15 protein-coding genes are annotated in these 16830 nt (G+C 72.5%); 4 read left to right on the top strand and 11 right to left on the bottom strand.

The annotated features are described in order from the left end of the window. Positions 1-66: 66 nt before the first annotated feature. The 5 genes from AC07DO_RS02905 to AC07DO_RS02885 are packed head-to-tail and all read right to left on the bottom strand — an operon-like array spanning position 67 to position 4940. Positions 67-1302: an NAD(P)/FAD-dependent oxidoreductase gene (locus AC07DO_RS02905; RefSeq protein WP_479056562.1), complete on the bottom strand. Its 1236-nt coding sequence runs from the start codon at positions 1300-1302 to the stop codon at positions 67-69. 3 nt (positions 1303-1305) lie between these two features. Beyond that, a complete protein-coding gene (locus AC07DO_RS02900; protein WP_479056560.1) occupies positions 1306-1494 on the bottom strand; it encodes a ferredoxin in 189 nt (62 codons plus the stop codon). A 41-nt stretch (positions 1495-1535) separates the two neighbouring features. After that, positions 1536-2393, bottom strand: a complete 858-nt coding sequence (locus tag AC07DO_RS02895; RefSeq protein WP_479056559.1) for a fumarylacetoacetate hydrolase family protein — start codon at positions 2391-2393, stop codon at positions 1536-1538. Next, positions 2390-3403, bottom strand: coding sequence for a 3,4-dihydroxyphenylacetate 2,3-dioxygenase (locus AC07DO_RS02890; protein ID WP_479056558.1), 1014 nt, complete (start codon positions 3401-3403; stop codon positions 2390-2392). Before AC07DO_RS02890 ends, AC07DO_RS02895 begins: the two co-directional genes overlap by 4 nt. Next, entirely contained in the window at positions 3396-4940 is a 1545-nt protein-coding gene (locus tag AC07DO_RS02885; RefSeq protein WP_479056556.1) for an aldehyde dehydrogenase, read from the bottom strand. Before AC07DO_RS02885 ends, AC07DO_RS02890 begins: the two co-directional genes overlap by 8 nt. Before the next feature lie 130 nt (positions 4941-5070). On the opposite strand from AC07DO_RS02885, the gene AC07DO_RS02880 reads away from it, so the two are divergent. Beyond that, positions 5071-5823 carry a gamma-glutamyl-gamma-aminobutyrate hydrolase family protein gene (locus tag AC07DO_RS02880; protein ID WP_479056555.1) on the top strand — a complete coding sequence of 251 codons (753 nt, stop codon included), beginning with the start codon at positions 5071-5073 and terminating at the stop codon, positions 5821-5823. Between the two features lie 100 nt (positions 5824-5923). Here the strand turns inward: AC07DO_RS02880 and AC07DO_RS02875 are convergent, their stop codons facing one another. The 3 genes from AC07DO_RS02875 to AC07DO_RS02865 form a co-directional block, all read right to left on the bottom strand. Beyond that, positions 5924-6421 carry an FBP domain-containing protein gene (locus AC07DO_RS02875; RefSeq protein WP_479056554.1) on the bottom strand — a complete coding sequence of 166 codons (498 nt, stop codon included), beginning with the start codon at positions 6419-6421 and terminating at the stop codon, positions 5924-5926. A 58-nt stretch (positions 6422-6479) separates the two neighbouring features. Continuing rightward, positions 6480-8021: an MFS transporter gene (locus AC07DO_RS02870; RefSeq protein ID WP_479056552.1), complete on the bottom strand. Its 1542-nt coding sequence runs from the start codon at positions 8019-8021 to the stop codon at positions 6480-6482. 675 nt (positions 8022-8696) lie between these two features. Further along, on the bottom strand, positions 8697-9275 hold the full coding sequence (locus tag AC07DO_RS02865; RefSeq protein WP_479056551.1) for a MarR family winged helix-turn-helix transcriptional regulator: 579 nt from the start codon (positions 9273-9275) through the stop codon (positions 8697-8699). Positions 9276-9398: 123 nt separating this feature from the next. Here AC07DO_RS02865 and AC07DO_RS02860 point away from each other — a divergent pair, with 123 nt between their 5' ends. Then, the gene (locus AC07DO_RS02860) at positions 9399-10868 is read left to right on the top strand and encodes an APC family permease (RefSeq protein ID WP_479056550.1); all 1470 of its coding nucleotides are present in this window, start codon (positions 9399-9401) and stop codon (positions 10866-10868) included. Between the two features lie 26 nt (positions 10869-10894). Here the strand turns inward: AC07DO_RS02860 and AC07DO_RS02855 are convergent, their stop codons facing one another. Then, positions 10895-11686, bottom strand: a complete 792-nt coding sequence (locus AC07DO_RS02855) for an acetoacetate decarboxylase family protein (RefSeq protein WP_479056549.1) — start codon at positions 11684-11686, stop codon at positions 10895-10897. Between the two features lie 246 nt (positions 11687-11932). Here AC07DO_RS02855 and AC07DO_RS02850 point away from each other — a divergent pair, with 246 nt between their 5' ends. After that, complete coding sequence (locus AC07DO_RS02850) at positions 11933-13300, top strand: glutamine synthetase family protein (RefSeq protein ID WP_479056548.1); 1368 nt, start codon at positions 11933-11935, stop codon at positions 13298-13300. Positions 13301-13394: 94 nt separating this feature from the next. Next, positions 13395-14663 (top strand): cytochrome P450, encoded by a 1269-nt coding sequence (locus AC07DO_RS02845; RefSeq protein ID WP_479056546.1) that lies wholly within the window; start codon positions 13395-13397, stop codon positions 14661-14663. Between the two features lie 35 nt (positions 14664-14698). Here AC07DO_RS02845 and dusB read toward each other — a convergent pair whose 3' ends face one another. Then, a complete protein-coding gene (gene dusB / locus AC07DO_RS02840; protein ID WP_479056545.1) occupies positions 14699-15838 on the bottom strand; it encodes a tRNA dihydrouridine synthase DusB in 1140 nt (379 codons plus the stop codon). 61 nt (positions 15839-15899) lie between these two features. After that, on the bottom strand, positions 15900-16769 hold the full coding sequence (locus AC07DO_RS02835; protein WP_479056543.1) for a helix-turn-helix transcriptional regulator: 870 nt from the start codon (positions 16767-16769) through the stop codon (positions 15900-15902). Positions 16770-16830: the final 61 nt, after the last annotated feature.

Here is a 16830-nt window from a genome sequence, read left to right as displayed (position 1 = left end):
TCATGGGGACGTGACGAGGCAGCACCCGTGCCAGAGGTGCTGCCTCTTCCGCATACCTGTGCCGGGTCAGGCCACCGGCTCCGGCAGCGTCATGAGGTGGGGGCGGTGGCGGGCTGCCGCGGCCGTTGCCGAGGGGCCGCCCAGCGCGGCTACGCCGATGAGGCGGGCGCCCTGGTAGTAGGCGTAGACGAGGTCGCCTTCGGGGGCGTTCGGGTCGCCTTCCAGGAGTTCGCAGCGGTCGGCCAGTGCGGGCTGGCCGAAGGACTGGAGGCGCAGGGTGAACTGGTCGCTCCAGAAGGAGGGGAGCGGGGCGCAGGGGGCCGGGTCGCGGGGGGTGTCCGTGAGGGCCGCGACCAGCGTGCGGGCCGCGTGGCGGGCCGTTTCGCCGGGGAGCGACCAGTGCTCCACGCGGCGTGGCTCGGGGCCGTAGCGCGGGTTCGGGAAGCGGGCGACGTCGCCGACCGCCACCGCGTGCGGGATGCCGCCTATGCGCAGGTGGGCGTCGCAGAGGATGCCGTCGGTCAGGTCCAGGCCGGGCGTTGCCGCCAGCCACTCCGTGTTGGGGAGTGAGCCGATCGCTTCGACGATCAGGTCCGCCCGTAGTTCCGTGCCGTCGTCCAGGACACAGCCCTCTGGGGTGAGTTCCGTCGCCAGGCGGCCCATGAGGAACCGTACGCCCCGCGCCTCGTGGCGGTGGCGCAGCGCCCGCGCCAGGTGCGGGCCGAGCGCGAGCACCATCGGTTCCGACTCCGGCGCGACGACGGTCACCGCGCACCCCGCCGAGCGCGCGGTGGCCGCCACCTCGCAGCCGATGAAACCCGATCCGATCACTAGCACCCGGGCGCCCGCCGCCAGTCCGGCGGCCAGGGCCGCCGCGTCCTCCAGCGTGCGGACGACGTGCCGGGGCGGGCCCCCGGGCATCGGGAGTCTGCGTGGCCGCACCCCCGTCGCGGCCACCAGACCCTCGTACATGTGGACCGATCCGTCGGTCAGTGTGAGCGTGCGCGCCGTGAGGTCCGCGGCGGCGACGGCCGAACCGAGCCGCCACTCGACGTCCTCGACGCTGGGTCGCCGGCGCAGTTCCGTGCCGGCCGCGGGCGTGTGGCCCGCGAGCACGGCCTTGGACAGCGGCGGGCGGTTGTAGGGGAGGTGGGGCTCGTCGCCGAAGAGGGTGATCGGGCCGTGCCAGCCGGCGGCGCGGAGCTGTTCGGCCGCGCGCAGGCCGCCGAGCGACGCGCCCACGACCGCGATGCCGCGGGGCGTCTCGCCACCCGGCCTCCGCGTGCTGCTCGCCGTCGCCATGTCTCAGCCCTCGACCCGGATGGCCTGCAGCGGGCATACGTCGGCCGCGTCCTCGGCGTCGGCGCGCAGCGCCTCGTCGGGCGAGTCCGCGTACGCGAGACGGCCCTCGTCGTCGAGCCGGAAGATGTCCGGCGCGGCGAAGACGCACTGCCCGTGGTCCTGGCAGACGTCCAGGTCGACGATCACCCTCATGGATGCAACTCCCTTGCTGTGCTTGTCGTGGGCGAGTGCGGTCAGCGGCGCGGCGGTCTGATGCCGCGGAACTCCCAGTCGCCGCCGAGCGCCGTGGAGAGGACCTCCTCGGACTCGGTGGGCTGGGCCCCGACATCGGGGCGCACGGCCGTCGGGCCGGTGACGATGTGGTTGGTGAGGCGTCCGAGGCCCTCCGCCTCGACCTCGACGACGTCGCCGGGCCGGACCGGGCGGGAGCCCGCGGGTGTCCCGGAGAGCAGGACGTCGCCCGGCTCCAGGGTGATCGTGCGGGCGATGTCCGCGACGAGGTAGTGCATGTCCCACCGCATCTCGTCGGTCGAACCGTCCTGCGCGAGCTCGCCGTTGACGTAGGTGCGGAGGTATTTGCTGTGGAAGTCCCAGCCTGTGACGAGGCCGGGGCCGAGCGGGCAGAGCGTGTCGGAGCCCTTGACGCGGAGCATCGAACCGGCGTCGGTGTCGCGGAAGTCGTGCAGGCCGTAGTCGTTGGCGACGGTGAAGCCCGCGATGTACGCACCGGCCTCGTCCGGCGCCACGTTGCGGCAGGTGCGGCCGATGACGATGCCGATCTCACCCTCGTAGTTGAGGTACTTGCAGCCTTCGGGGCGTACGACGGCGCCGCCGTGGCTGTTGAGGGCGGAGACCGGCTTGTGGAAGTAGGTGGGCGCGGGCGGCAGCGTGACCCCGAATTCGTCGACGCGGCTGCGGTGGTTGAGGTGCACCGCGATCACCTTGGAGGGGCGTACGGGCGGGAGGTGGTGTGCCTCGGACGTCTTGACGCGGCGTCCGTCGGCGGCGACCAGTTCGTCGCCCTCGCGCACGGCCTGGACGGCGGTCCCGTCGAGCAGGACGCGGCGGTACTCGGTCGTGGTCGCCCTCATGCCGTCGCCTCGCTCGGGTCGGTGGCGGAGTCGGGAGCCGCGTTGGCGTCCGTGCCCGTCCAGCCGGTGGGCGGGCGGTCGAACCACAGGTGCACCTGTCCCGTGCCGATGGAGTTCTCGTACGCGCTGTAGGCGCGCCCGGGTGCGGTGCAGCGTTCTTCGCCGAGGGCACCGATCATCATGAGGTAGTGCCCGAACCGTGCTTCCGGCTTGTGCGTGAGGAACTCCGGCATGGTGCGCAGGACTTGGGCGTGGTCGCCGCGTTCGAGCCAGTCGATGCGTGCGTGGTCGGCGGCGCGCGCCTCGGGCGTACGGATGTGGGCGGGGTCGCTGGACTCGTGGGCGCGGAGCTCGCGCAGCGGCCAGAACGTGTGCGAGAGGGCGCCGGACGCGATGAGCAGGACCCTGCGTCCGGGGAGGGCGCCGATGCCGTCGGCGAGCGCCCGGCCGAGCCGCAGGTGGTCCTCGGCGTCACCGGTCTGGCAGACCCCGATCGAGACCCACTTCTTCTCGGGGAGGCCGTGGCCCAGGTACGTCCACAGGTTGATGGTGGCGTAGTACACGGGCAGGAAGGGGTCGTCGATCGGGGTGATCCAGGTGCCGTGCTTCTCCGCGAACCGGGCGACGGAGTGGGCGAGTTCGGGGTCGCCGGGGTAGTCGTACGGCATGCGGCACATGCCGCGCGGCAGTTCTTCGGAGGTGAAGAGACCGGCGCGGCGGGGCTGTGCGGAGACCACGAACTCGACGGTGGTCGCCCAGTGCGAGTCGAGGACGACGACGGTGTCGTAGTCGAGCGTCTCGAAGACGTCGGCGCGCAGCTTGCGCAGGCCGGGGACGAGGCTGATCTCGCGGCCCTCGTTGAGCTCTCTGCGGACGGGCTCGGGCAGCACGATGGTGGGGACGTGGGCGAGGAGTCCGGCTCCGACGATCTCGCCGGGGGTGTCTCCGGCGGCCCTGCCGGTGGTGTCGCCGGCTGCCCTTGCGGTGGTCTCGCCGCGGGTGTCACTCATGGTCCGTCCACCCCTTCGGCGCGGTCACCGTGTTCTTCAGGTCGCAGTAGAAGTCGAAGGACCAGTCGCCGCCCTCGCGCCCGATGCCGGAGCGGCGCGAACCGCCGAAGGGCGCGGAGAGGTCGCGTACGTAGAAGCAGTTGACCCAGACCGTGCCCGCGACGAGCCGTGCGCCGATCCGCGCCGCGCGCTCGCGGTCCCCGGCGGCGAGGGTGGCGGCGAGCCCGAAGCGGGTGCCGTTGGCGAGGCGCACCGCCTCGTCCTCGTCGCCGTCGGGGAAGGTCTGGAGGGTGAGGACGGGTCCGAAGACCTCCTCCTGGACGATCTCGGATTCCTGGTCGACGTCGGTGAGGAGGGTGGGGAGGTAGTAGTTCCCGCCCAGGGGGCCGCCCGGGGTGCCGGCCGGGATGCCGGCCGGCGCGGTGTTGCGGGCCCCGCCGACGACGGCGGTGGCGCCCGCCGCGAGCGCGCGGCGTACGAATCCGTCGACGCGTTCCACGTGCCGGGGGTGGATGCTGGGCCCGATGTCCGTGGCCTCGTCGCGCGGATCGCCCTGGGTCAGCTTGGCGACGCGGTCGAGGAAGCGGTCGAGGAAGGCGTCGCGCACGGACTCCTCGACGAGGATGCGTGTGGCGGCGAGGCAGATCTGGCCCGCGTTGTCGTACTGCTCCACGGCGAGGTCGGCGGCCAGGCCGAGGTCGGCGTCGGCGAGGACGAGCAGCGGCGACTTGCCGCCGAGCTCGAAGCTGCACGGCACGAGGTGGGCGGCGGCGGCCGTGGCGATGCGGTGGGCGGTGGGCACGGAGCCGGTGAAGCTGATGCGGCGCACGTCGGGGTGGGCGGTGAGGGGCGCGCCGGCCTCGTCGCCGTACCCCTGCACGACGTTGAGGACCCCGGGCGGCAGCCCCGCCTCGTGCGTGATGTCCGCGAGGAGGGAGGCGGTGAGGGGGGTCCACTCGGCGGGCTTCAGTACGACGGTGGAGCCCGCGGCGAGCGCGGGGGCGATCTTCCAGCTGGACAGCATCAGCGGGGCGTTCCACGGCGTGATGAGGACGGCGGGGCCCGCCGGGTCCCAGCTGACGTGGTTGGTGTGGCCGCGGGTGTCGAAGTCGGCGTGGGAGAGGGCGAGGAGGCGGTCGGCGAAGTAGCGGAAGTTGTGGGCGACGCGGGGCAGGACGCCTCGGCGGTGCGAGCGGAGGAGGGCGCCGTTGTCTGCGGTCTCGACGGCGGCGAGCTCTTCGGCGCGGGCGTCGACGCGGTCGGCGACGGCGTGCAGCAGGGCCGCGCGGTCGGCCGGGGGCGTGGCGGCCCAGCCGGGGAAGGCGGCGTCGGCGGCGGCCACCGCGGCGCGGGCCTCGGCGGCGGTGCCGCGGGCGATCTCGGCGAGCGGGGTGCCGTCGATGGGCGAGTGGTCGGTGAAGGTGGCGGGGGAGGTGACTCGGGCGCCGTCGATCCAGTGGCGGGTGTCGACGGGCACGTCGGCGACGGTCGCCGTGTGCGGCGGGTTCCCCGCCGGTGCGGGGGTGGGAGGAGTCATCTCTGCCTCCAGTTCGTTTGAACCCAAACAACATTAGGGAGGGCGCGGGGCGGGGTCAACCCCTCGTAGGGGGCGGGACGTTGAGATATTGTTTGAACCCAAACGATAGGCCCGCTTCCGAAAGTAAGCCATGCCGATGCCCCGGCTCTCGCCCGCCCGGCCCCTCATCGCCCTCCCCCAGCGGTACGCCGCGACGACCTCCGCCCTGCGCTACGCCGCCGTCGTCACCGCGCGCGCCCTCGCCGACGCCGTGTTCCGCGCGGGCGGCGAGCCGTTCATGATGCATCCCGGCCCGCCGGACGAGGCGGCCGACCGGCTCGCGCGCTGCGCCGGGCTGCTGCTCCCCGGCGGCGGGGACGTCGCCCCCTGGCGGTACGCGGCCGAGGCCGAGGTCCACGGCGCCGTGTACGACGTCGACGACGCGCAGGACGACTTCGACCTCGCGCTCGCCCGCCGCGCGCTGTCCCGCGGGCTCCCGACGCTGGCGGTCTGCCGAGGCATGCAGGTGGTCAACGTCGCGCTCGGCGGGACGCTGCGGCAGGACATGGGCGGCCCCGAATCGGAGCACCGCCACAAGGTGCACCCGGTGCAGGTGGCCGCGGGCTCCACGGTGGCGCGTGCGCTCGGCGCCACGAGGACGGATGTGTCCTGCTACCACCACCAGTGCGTGGACCTCCCCGGCCGGGGCCTCACCCCCTCGGCGTGGGCGGTCGACGGCACGGTCGAGGCCCTCGAACTGCCGGACGCCAGAGGCTGGTTCGCCTCGGTCCAGTGGCATCCGGAGGACACGGCGGCGGTGGACGCGGGGCAGCAGGGGTTGTTCGGAGGGTTGGTGCGGGCGGCCATGGAGTGGGAGGCGGGGGTGAGGGCTGCGGCGGGGTGAGGCGCCCACCCGGCAGGTACGGGAACATCGCGGCGGGTTCTTGCGGGCGCACCACAGCCGCCGGGGCTCGGCGGCGACGGCCGTCGAGCCCCTGTCGGCCTCAGTGGAGGACCCGCTCCACGAACGCGTCGAGATGGCCGCGCAGGCGCTCGATCTGCTGCTCGACAGTGAGGGACTCCTCCATGCGCCCGCCCGGCGCCGCCTTCTTCCTGCCCCGCACGTACAACGAGCAGTCCAGGTCGGCGCAGATGTAGAGGCCCACCGAGTTGCCTCGGCGGCCGGCCGGGCCTGCCTTGGGTGCGGTCATGAGGGAGACACCGCTGCCGGGATGCGTGGTCAGGCACAGCGAGCACAGGCTGCGGCGCAGGAAGCCGCGGTTGCCGGAAACGGAGCGCAGGGACAGGCCGACGAGTTCATCGGCGCGTTCGACGACGAGATAGGTGCGATCGGGCGCGGACAGATCGAACCAGCCCAGGAAGTCCAGGTCGTCCCAGTGGTCGAGGTCCGTCAGGTTCTTGGGCAAGGGAAGGCGTTTGGCCTCGCCCTTCGAGCAGTTGACGAACGAGGTACGGATGGCGTGCTCGGTCAGGGGTTTCACGGAGGATCCTTCGAGGGGTGAGATGGACGGTGGCGGGACAGGACACGCCCCCGGCCCGCTAGGCCGGTGCGTCGTTTCCGGCGTGCTCCGGCGTCTTGCGCCGTACGGTGAGGCCCGCTACCAGGGCGGCGAGCAGCAGGACGCCCGCCGAGCACCGGTAGGCGACGGAGAAGCCGTGCACCACGCCTTCGTTGACGAGCGCGCCGCCATGGGCCGGATCGTGCGCGTGCGAGTCGACGTAACGGCTGGTGGCGCCCGTGGCGATGGTGTTGAGCAGTACGGTGCCCAGCGAAGCGCCCATCTGCTGAACGGTGTTGAGGACGGCCGAGGCCACACCGGCGTCCTGCGCGGGCACGCCGGCGGTGGCGGTCGCGTAGGCCGGCATGAAGGTCAGGCCCATGCCCAGCCCGAGCAGCAGCAGGGCGGGCAGTACGTGCGGGACGTACTGCGCGTGCACGGTCAGGCGGCTGAGCAGCACCATGCCGACAGCGGCCAGCACCATGCCGGACGACATCAAGGTGCTCGGCGCCGTGCGGGGCAGCAGGCGGGCCGCGATCCGGGTCGCGCCGATGACGATCCCGGCCGAGATCGGCACGAAGGCCAGGCCCGTCCGCACCGGCGGGTAGCCGAGGACGGCCTGCAGGTAGTACGTCAGGAACAGGAAGACACCGAACATGCCGATGGTGGCCAAGGCCATCGTCGCGAGCGATCCGGCCCGGACGCGGTCCTTGACGATGCGCAGCGGCAGCAGCGGGCTCGCCGCGCGGCTCTGCCACCACACGAAGGCGGCGAGCAGGAGCACGCCGGCCACGAGCAGTGTGAGCACCGACGGGCTGGTCCAGCCGCGAGGTTCGGCCTCGCCGAAGCCGTACACGAGGGCGACGAGCCCGCCGCAGCCAAGGAGCGCGCCCGGCACGTCCAGGTGCCCGCTCCGGCGGCCGGATCGGTCGCGCAGGAAGGCCGGTGCGCCGAGAAGGGCGGCCAGCGCGAGGGGCACGTTGACGTACAGGGACCAGCGCCAGTTCAGGTACTCGGTCAGCAGACCGCCCACGATCAGCCCGACCGCGCTGCCGCCGCCGGCCAGCGCGCCGTAGACCCCGAACGCCCTGGCCCGCTCCTTGGGGTCGGTGAACGTCGTCGTCAGCAGCGACAGGGCCGAGGGCGCCAGGACCGCGGCAAACGCACCTTGCAGGGCCCGCGCCGCGAACAGCATCCCGGGACCGGCCGCCGCGCCACCCAGCGCGGAGGCCGTGGCGAACCCGGCCAGGCCGAGGACGAAGGTGCGCTTGCGGCCCACCAGATCGGCGATCCGGCCGCCGAGCAGCAGCAGCCCGCCGAAGGCCAGCGTGTAGGCGGTGATCACCCACTGCCGGTCGGCGTCCGACATGTCGAGGGCGTGCTGGGCGGAGGGCAGCGCGATGTTCACGACGGTGCCGTCAAGGATCACCATCAGCTGAGCGAGGGCGATGACGGCCAGCGCCCACCAGCGCTTCGGATCCGGTGCCGGAGCAGCGGCGGGCACCTCGCGGTCCGGGGAGCGGCCGGTGGCCGTGGAAGGGGCGGACGGGAGGGATTTCCCTTGGGGACGTTTCCTGCTCATGGAGATCACGCACGTTTCGTGTCAAGTGCTGTCGAGACAGCCGGCCGGGGACGGTCGCAGTGGTGACGACGGGCCGGTGTACGCAGCACGGGGACACGGCAGGGCGGTGGGGCAGCGGGCACCGCGGACAGCACCCGGGGCCTGCCTCACCAGCTGCGTGTCACTCACGGCGGCGCTCTTGCCGGGCGTGAGGCGGAGTGTGCCGAGACCACGGTGACCAGCAAAAGAAGGGCCCGTCTTCGGGCACGCGCCCCCGCGGCCCGCGCGGCGACGAACCACGCAGGCCAGGACATCTCGTCACGCGGCATCTCAAGAAGATGGCGAGGACAAGAAAGAAGGAGGGGGAAGAGTTACCGCGCGCCGCAGAGGAGGGAGGGCACACGTCCGGAGGCAACTATGGCCACAACGCATTCGGCACGGTCCATGTCTCTCGCCTCCTTCCGGGCAGGGCACGCGGTGCGTGTCGACGCCGAGCGCGCCGAGTGGGGCGGCAGAGGACCTGCCGCGCGAAATCCCGGACAGGCTACCCCATCGACGCCACCGCGCGACCGGAATTTCCGACCGCCCGCGCACACACCGGACCCATGCGTCCAGGTGAGTGCTGCGGTTGGGCGAGTACCGCGCCGGGCGCGCACCGCGGCCGGACGGGTTGCCGCCCCGGGCGTCGGTCGTGGGTCAGACGACGGGCTTGGTCTTGCGGCCGCTGCGGCGGGGGGGCGGGGGTGCGCCGTTCAGGAGGTCCTGCCTGCGGTCGTCGCCCTTCTCCTCCGTCCGCACGACGATCTTGCGGAGCAGGTCAGCGAGCGTCTCGCACTCCGTGTCCGTCAACCCCTCCGTGACGAAGGCCTCTTCGGCGTTGAAGGCGGGGAAGACCTCCCCCATCAGGCGCTCGCCGTCGTCCGTGAGGCGGAGCAGGACGAGCCTGCCGTCGTCGGGGTGACCGCGGCGTTCGAGCAGGCCCCGGCCCATGAGCGTGCGGGCCACGCCCGTCAGCGTGCCCTTGGAGATGCCGGCCTCCTCGGCGACGTACCGCGTCTCCATCTCGCCCCAGATCCAGACCACATAGAGCACGACGAACGACGTCCACGTCAGGTCGGCGCCGCGCAGGACGGAGTTCTCGAAGTGCTGGCGGACGGCCGCGGCCGCCCGGTAGATGTTCGACACCGCGGCCATCTGCTCGTACGCGACGGGTGTGCCGCCGAGCTTGGCCCTGACCGCCTTCTCGGTCTCGTGAATGGTGCGATCGCCCGTCACGTCCGTGTCCCCCTCTTGCCGCGGTGCATACGCCTCCGTACCATCGGCGCCACTCGAATTTCGTACGGGCTCAAACGATAACGCGTCCTCGCCGGATGCGCCCACCTCCCACCGGAGTTCGGCATGGCCCTCGACTCCCCCGCCACACCCACTCCCCCCACCACGCCTGCCTCTCCCACTGTCCCCGAACGCCGCATCGGTGTCGCGGGCATCGTCTTCGTCGTGGTCGCCGCGTCCGCGCCGCTCACCGTCGCCGCGGGCGGTGTGCCCCAGTCCCTCGGCGTCACGGGCATCCTCGGGATACCGCTGCTCTACCTCCTGACCGCCGTCGTACTCGCGCTCTTCAGCGCCGGATACGCGGCGATGAGCCGCCACATCACGGGCGCCGGGGCGTTCTACGCGTACACCGCGCGCGGTCTCGGCCGCGTCCCGGGCGTCGGCGCGGCCTTCGTCGCGCTCCTCTCGTACAACGCCATGCAGATCGGCATCGCGGGCCTCTTCGGCGCCACCACCGCGGAGTTCATCGACGCCCGGACGGGAGTGGACATCCCCTGGTGGGTCCTCGTGCTCGCCTGCACGGCGGTCGTCGGGACGCTCGGCTACCGCCGGGTCGACGTGGGCGTACGGGTCCTCGCCGTGCTGCTCGTCCTGGAGTTCGGCACGGTGCTCGTCTTCGACATCGGCCAGTTCGCCCACGCCCCCGAGGGCGTCTCGACCGCGCCGCTCACCTGGGGCGCCGCCACGGACGGCTCGCTCGGCGTCGCGCTGTGCTGCGTGTTCGCGGCGTACATGGGCTTCGAGTCGGCCGCGCTGTACAGCGAGGAGTGCCGGGATCCGCGCCGGACCGTGGCGCGCGCCACGTACATCGCCGTCGGCCTCATCGGCGTCTTCTACGCCGCCACGGCCTGGGCGATGGTGACGGGCGCGGGGGCGGGGCGGGCGACGCGGGTCGCCGCCGAGCAGGGGCCGCAGATGATGTTCTCGCTCGGCGACTCCAGTCTCGGCGCGGTCTTCTCCGACTTCGCCCAGTTCTTCCTGATCACCAGCCTGCTCGCGGCGCTGCTCTCCTTCCACAACGCCGTTGCCCGGTACGCCCGTTCGCTCGGCAGGGAGGGCGTCCTGCCGCGCGGGCTCGGGGTGCTGCATCCGCGGCATGCCTCGCCGCACCGCGGCTCGCTCCTGCAGACCGCGATCACCACCGCCGTCATCGGGGTCTTCGCCCTGACCGGACGGGACCCCGTGGCCGACGTCTTCACCTGGCTGACCAACCTCGGCGCGCTCGGCGTGATCCTGCTCCTGTTCGCCACCTCGGCGTCCGTCGTCGCGTACTTCGCGCGCCGGCCCGAGCTGACCGAGCCGCTGTGGCACCGGGTGGTCGCGCCGCTCCTCTCGGGCGCAGCGCTCGCCGTCGTCTTCTGGCTCGCCCTCACCAACTTCAGCGTCCAGCTGGGGGTTTCGTCGGACAATCCGCTGCGGTGGATCCTGCCGGGACTCATCCTCGCCGCCGCCGCGGCGGGCTGCGGGTGGGGGCTGTGGCTGCGGGCGACGAGCCCGGCGGCGTACGCGGACATCGGCTCGAAGGCGGGCGGATAGCCGCCCGGAAGGGGCGCCCCCTCCGCCTAGAGCCCCCGCTCCAGCAGCGTCCCGCCGTTCCACGTGACCCCCACCTGCCGGTAGTACGCGCCGATCGGCTCGTCGACCGTCAGCGCGGCCAGCTCCTCCGTGGGCGCCTCGAAGAGGGTGAGGTCGGCGTCACCCCGCCACGCCTGGCCGCCCTCGAAGGCCGCGGCGCCCGAGACGATCAGCTCGTCGAGGGCCAGGCCCTTGCCGTCGATGGCGGGGAGCTGGCGGTGGTGGGCCATGGGGTGGGCGTTGACGAAGCCGTTGGTCTCGGAGGGTTCGCGCAGGGTCACCACCGCCTGGGCGAGGCGCCGGTCGGCGGCGGCGAGCGTGGCGCCGAAGACCGCGCCGGGCGCGATGCGGGGAGCGGGACCGTAGGGGTGGGGGCGGGTGAGGTGGATGGAGCCGAGCTTCTTCGGGTAGCCCTGGTGGTTGCCGCGGGCGATGGCGAAGTCCTTGTCGACCCAGATGTAGACGCAGCGGGAGTGGGTGCGGCCGCGATAGGCGCAGCGGACGACCGCGAAGCACTCCTTGTACTGGGCGCGGACGGGGTCGAGGAGCTCCGCCGTGTCGGCGCCGCAGGACTGCCAGTCGGCCCAGATGAGGGCGACGGCGCCGGGGTCGTCGGGGGCCGGCTCCAAGGGCTCGGGCAGGAGTTCGCGAACCCGGGCCGGGTCGGTGCGGTACTCGACGGTGAGGAGGTCGCCGGAGTAGTGCCAGGGCGGAGCGGGCACGATGGCGGACCGTCCGGTCGCGCTCTTGGGCGGAAGGAATCCTCGAACTCCGGTCATGACCAGGCCCCTTCACTCTTCGTTTGGGCCCGTACGTTACGCCGGGGCCGCCGGGATGTCACGGGAGGCCGCCCCCTCCTCCGCACGGAACCGGCCCGGCGACCCCACCTTCCACCGCACCGGCCCGGCCCGGCGCCCGCCCCTGCGCGGCCTCTTGCACAACCCCACGCCCCGCCATACCGTTTGAGGTCAAACAACATGTTGGCGACACCGTCCCGCTCCACCCCGCAGAGAGGCTGGCCACGGGTGAGTGAAGCGAGCGCACCAGACATCGCCGGGACCGTCGAGGCACTGCGCGCGAACCACACGGACGTGGTCCGCGTCGTCTACCCCGACCTCATCGGCGCCGACCGCGGCCGCGACGTCCTCGTCGGGCACCTGCCGAGCGCCTGCGGACACGGCCTCTCCTTCTGCCGGGCCGTCTACCACACCACCCCCCGCGGCGACGTCGTCCCGGTCGCGGGCGGACTCGACGCGGGACTGCCCGACGTCTGCGTCCACCCCGACCTGGACACCCTGAAGCCGCTGCCCTGGGAGCCGGGCGTCGCCTGGTGCCTCGGCGACACCCGCGACCCCCTCACCGGCGAACCGACCCCGGAGTCGCCGCGCGCCGTGCTGCGCCGGGTGCTCGCCCGCATCGGCGAGTACGCGGGCGGTGGCGGTCTCTCCCCCGTCGTCGGCCCCGAGCTGGAGTACTTCCTGTGTGACGCCTCCCCCGGTGCCGCGTCCGGCTGGACGCCGTACGGCGGTGCCACCGGGAACGTGTACAGCGCCGGGCGGCGCGGCGACCCGGACGGCCATCTGCTGCACACCCTGCGGCAGTTGGAGGCGCTCGGCATCGGCGTCATCGCCGGCAATCACGAGTTCGACGGCGGGCAGTTCGAGATCAATCTCGATCACTCCGACGCCCTGGACGCCGCCGACCGCGCCTTCTTCTTCAAGGCCGCCGTCAAGGAGACCGCCCGCCACGAGGGGCGTCTCGCGACCTTCATGGCCAAGCCGTTCAACGGCCTCGGCGGGTCCGGGTTCCACGTGCACCTGTCGCTCGTCGACGGCGGCGGGCGGAACGTCTTCGACGATCCGCGGGCCGAGGGCGGGCTCTCCGCCACCGCCCGGCACGCCGTGGGCGGCGTCCTGCGGCACGCCCCCGCGCTCGCCGCCCTGCTCAACCCGACCGTCAACTCCTACAAGCGCTTCGGGCCCGACACCCTCGCCCCCTGGCTGATCGACTGGGGACTCGACAACCGCAGCGCCATGGTCCGCATCCCGCCCGAGCGCGGCGCCGGAACCCGCCTGGAGCTGCGCCTCGGTGACGCGTCCGCCAACCCCTACCTCCTCGTGGCGGGGACCGTCGCCGCCGTCCTGCTCGGCCTCCGCGACCGGGCCGAACCACCCGCCCCGCTGGAGGGGTACGGATACGACGAGTCCGCCGCGCCCCGCCTCCCCGGCACGCTCCCCGAAGCCCTCGACGCCCTGGAGGCCGACGCGGCGCTCACCGGGCTCCTCGGCGAGGACTTCACCCGCGCGTTCCTCACGTACAAGCGCAACGAGGTCGAGCGGTATCAACAGAGCGTCACGGACTGGGAGTTCGGGGAGTACGCGTTTCTCATCTGATCGCCGGGCCGGGCCCCTGCCCCGGGGGAGGCGCCCCCGGCCGGCGCCCCGTCCGCCGAGTCCCGAATCGCCGAGTCCGAAAGGGAGCACCCCCATGCGCACGGACACCCCGCCCCTCCCTCTCGCCGATGTCGACCTCGCCGACAACGACCGGTTCACCGACCGCGAGCTGCCCTGGCGGATGTTCGACGTACTGCGCCGTGAGGACCCCGTCCACTGGCAGCCCGAGCCGCCGCCCAACTCCGGTTTCTGGGCGGTCACCCGGCACGCCGACATCGTGCGGGTCGACCGCGACCCCGAGACCTTCACCTCCGAGATGTTCACCAACCTGGAGGAGGTGGACGACGACTACATCGCGTTGCGCCGGTCGCTCCTCGAAACCGACGGGCTGCGGCACCGGGCGATGCGGCTCATCCTGCAGAAGCGGTTCACGCCGCGCGCCGTCGCGACGTACGAGACGTTCCTGCGGGGCCTGACCGCCCGTACGCTCGACACCGCCCTGACCAAAGGCACGTTCGACTTCGTACGGGAAGTGTCCGCCGACTTCCCCATCAACGTGCTCGCCCGCATGCTCGACGTCCCCGAAGGCGACACGCGGCAGCTCATCGACTGGGGCAACCGCATCATCGGGAACACCGACCCCGACTACGCGGACGTGCTGCTGGAGAGCGAGGAGAGCGGGCAGTACCGCAATCTGCCCTTCAGGTCGCCCGCGTCCCTCGAAGTCTTCGCGTACGGGCGGGAGTTGGCTGCCCTGCGGCGGGGCGGCAGCGGCGACGACCTCGTAACGGCGCTGGTGAACAGCTCACCCAGGGACGGCGTACCGCTCTCCGCCACCGACTTCGACAACTACTTCCTGCTGCTCGTCGTCGCCGGGAACGAGACCACCCGGCACGCCATCTCGCACTCCATGCTCGCGCTCATCGAGCATCCGCGGGAGCGGGAGCGGCTCGTCCGCGATCCCTCGCTCCTACCGGACGCCGTCGAGGAGTGTCTGCGGTGGGCCTCGCCCGTCTACCACTTCCGGCGGACGGCGACCCGCGACGTCGAGCTCGGCGGGAAGCTGATCAGGGCGGGCGACAAGGTCGTCATGTGGTTCGCCTCCGGCAACCGCGACGAGGACGTCTTCCCGGATCCGTACCGCTTCGACGTCACCCGCGAGAACAACGACCACGTCACCTTCGGCAAGGGCAGCCCGCACTTCTGCCTCGGCAACTCGCTGGCCCGCCTGGAGATGCGGGTCATGTTCGAGGAGCTGCTGCCGCGGCTCGCGGACATCCGCGTCGCGGGTGAGGTGCGGCGCGTTCGGTCCAACTTCGTCAACGGGATCAAGGAGCTTCCCGTGACGGTGACCCTCAGGTGACGGTGGCGCTCAAGTAGCCCGCCGACGGGGGGTGTTCAGCCGCCCGACGTGTCCAGTTCCGCTTCCTCGCTGATGCCCGCGCAGTCGTACGGGTCCTTCAGCCAGCCGTCCGGCAGCACCACGCGGTTGTTCCCGGAGGTACGTCCACGGGGGCCGTCGGCACCGGCGGGCCAGGGCTGGTCCAGGTCCAGCTCGCCGAGTCCGTCCTCCAGCTCGGCGAGCGAGGAGGTGATCGCGAGACGCTTGCGCATCTCCGAGCCGACCGCGAAGCCCTTCAGGTACCAGGCCACGTGCTTGCGGAAGTCGATGACGCCCCGCGCCTCGTCGCCGATCCACTCGCCGAGCAGCGTCGCGTGGCGCAGCATCACGGTGGAGACCTCGCGCAGGGTCGGCGCCTTGGGTGCGCCCGTGCCCTCGAAGGCGGCGACCAGGTCGCCGAAGAGCCAGGGCCGGCCCAGGCAGCCGCGGCCCACGACGACGCCGTCGCAGCCCGTCTCGTTCATCATGCGGACCGCGTCGGCCGCCGACCAGATGTCGCCGTTGCCGAGCACGGGGATCTCGGGGACGTGCTCCTTGAGGCGTGCGATGGCGTCCCAGTCGGCGGTGCCGCCGTAGTGCTGGGCGGCCGTCCTGCCGTGCAGGGCGATGGCCGTGACGCCCTCCTCGACCGCGATGCGGCCCGCGTCCAGGAAGGTGATGTGCTCGTCGTTGATGCCCTTGCGCATCTTCATCGTGACGGGCAGGTCCCCGGCGCCGCTGACGGCCTCGCGGAGGATCGCGCGCAGCAGGGGGCGCTTGTACGGGAGCGCGGAGCCGCCGCCCTTGCGGGTGACCTTGGGGACGGGGCAGCCGAAGTTCAGGTCGATGTGGTCGGCCAAGCCCTCTTCCGCGATCATGCGGACGGCCTTGCCGACGGTCGCCGGGTCGACGCCGTACAGCTGGATCGAGCGGGGCTTCTCCGTCTCGTCGAAGTGGATCAGCTGCATCGTCTTCTCGTTGCGCTCGACCAGGGCGCGCGTGGTGATCATCTCGCTGACGAAGAGGCCCTTGCCGCCGCTGAACTCCCGGCACAGCGTTCGGAACGGCGCGTTCGTGATGCCCGCCATGGGGGCGAGCACAACGGGCGGCTGCACGGTGTGCGGGCCGATCGACAGGGGCTGCGGCAGGGACGGCATCGATGATCTCCGGGACGGACGACGGGACCCTCCATTGTCCCTCACGCGCGGACCGCCCGTTTCACCCGGCGACGACGGCGGTCCCGTCCCCCTCCGCCGACAGCTCCGCCAGCCGTTCCAGCCGCTCCTCGGTCGCGTCGTCGGCGGGTACGTACGCGATCAGGCGGTACGCCTGCACCAGCGGGGCCGTCCACAGCATCCGGTGCTCCAGGCGGAGCAGGCCGACCTTCGGGTGCCGGTAGCGCTTCACGTGCGGCGTCATCGTCGCCACCTCGTGCCGCTCCCACAGGTCGCGGAACTCCGCGGACGCCCCGACGAGCCGGTCGCGCAGCTCCTTCCACGCGGGCTCGGCGCCGTGCTCGGCCATGGAGCCCCGGAACTTCGCGACGAGGTCGCGCAGCATCTCGTCCCGGTCGAGGAAGGTCTCCCGCCAGCTCTCGCTGGTGGCGAGGAGCCACAGACAGTTGCGGTCGCGCGGTTCCATCGCGTCGAAGTCCCCGAAGACGTGGGTCCAGGAGCGGTTGTGCGCGAGGACGTCGTAGCGGCCGTTCTGCACGGTGGCCGGGTAGGGCGCGAGGCGGCGCAGCAGGCGGCGTACCTCGGCGGAGAGGGCGTTGCGCTCCGCCTCGGGGCGCGTGTCGATGGCGCCGGCGAGTGCGAAGAGGTGCGCGCGTTCGCTGGGGTCCATGAGCAGCGCCCGCGCGACCGCATCGATGACCTGCGCGGACACCTTGATGGGCCGGGCCTGCTCCAGCCACGTGTACCAGGTGACGCCCACGTTGGAGAGGTGCGCGACCTCCTCGCGCCGCAGCCCCGGCGTGCGGCGCCGGGCGCCGCGGACCAGCCCCACCTGCTCGGGCGTGACGCGCTCGCGGCGGCTGCGGAGGAATGCGGCGAGCTCCTGGCGGCGGATGTCGGCGGCCGGCTCCACGGGACCAGCCGCGGCAGCACCTGGGGTCCCCGACGCCGAGGTCCGCGATGCCGGGGTCCCC

This window comes from Streptomyces sp. NPDC045678 (genome assembly GCF_056432085.1).
Note: the sequence above shows the minus strand (reverse complement) of the source record. Positions and strands in the feature narration are given on the sequence as shown.